The following is a 724-nucleotide window of genomic DNA, read 5'->3' on the forward strand; positions in this document are numbered from 1 at the left end:
GGATACGAAACCTCAGCCACCAACACCAAGCAGACTACCAGCATCACCAAAGAAAAGATCGCCTTAGTAAGAAGATCTTCTTTAAGGAGTCCTTGAATCCAACTAACCAGGGCAAAGCGCGTACGATAGATTGCCGGTAATGCAATTACCACTCCGCCAATTAGCGGCAACAAATAGTACCAATGAAAAAATCCTGCAATTGCAATCAATTGCAAAATAATGGCAACGATTGCATGGCCTAAGCCAAATACCGTCGGCCAATTACCACCTGCAATCCAACTCCTAGTAAGGAGGATACCAATGCCAAAACATGATAGGGAGTAAAGAATTGCAAGTAACCCCGCTAGCAGAAGGATTAACTCAAATCTAGATTCAATAAAAGTCATTAATTAAGGGTGACTGAGCCACTACGATAAAACAAGAATAAACATAATTGACGCAACCATTCAAACGGCTTCAAGCTACCACTTACCCAATCTAAGTAAGGCATGGTTCCCCAAAAAAAGGCAAAGATCAGAATAATCCAAGTGGCATAAAGAATCTTGATTCCAAGATCTTTTGCAAAAAAAGAATTAGTCCATTTCATTAGAAACTCCGATCTCACCAATCAATCTCTAATTGCTTTAGGGCTATTCCTAATTTTCGATCATCTTCTCCCATCCGCAGCTCTTTAGGGGATGTTGGTTTGGGGACTATAAACTTAAGCTCATTGACTCGTTGCGGG

At 41.0% G+C, this 724-nt stretch carries 2 protein-coding genes; both read right to left on the minus strand.

What is annotated here, in order from left to right:
- Window positions 1-386 (minus strand): hypothetical protein (locus ICN41_RS11195; protein WP_216293008.1); only part of this gene is annotated, 386 nt, incomplete at its 3' end.
- Entirely contained in the window at window positions 386-586 is a 201-nt protein-coding gene (locus tag ICN41_RS11200; protein WP_216293009.1) for a hypothetical protein, read from the minus strand. The genes ICN41_RS11200 and ICN41_RS11195, both read right to left, overlap by 1 nt.
- Window positions 587-724: the final 138 nt, after the last annotated feature.

It is taken from the genome of Polynucleobacter sp. 15G-AUS-farblos, assembly GCF_018882445.1.
GTDB lineage: Bacteria > Pseudomonadota > Gammaproteobacteria > Burkholderiales > Burkholderiaceae > Polynucleobacter.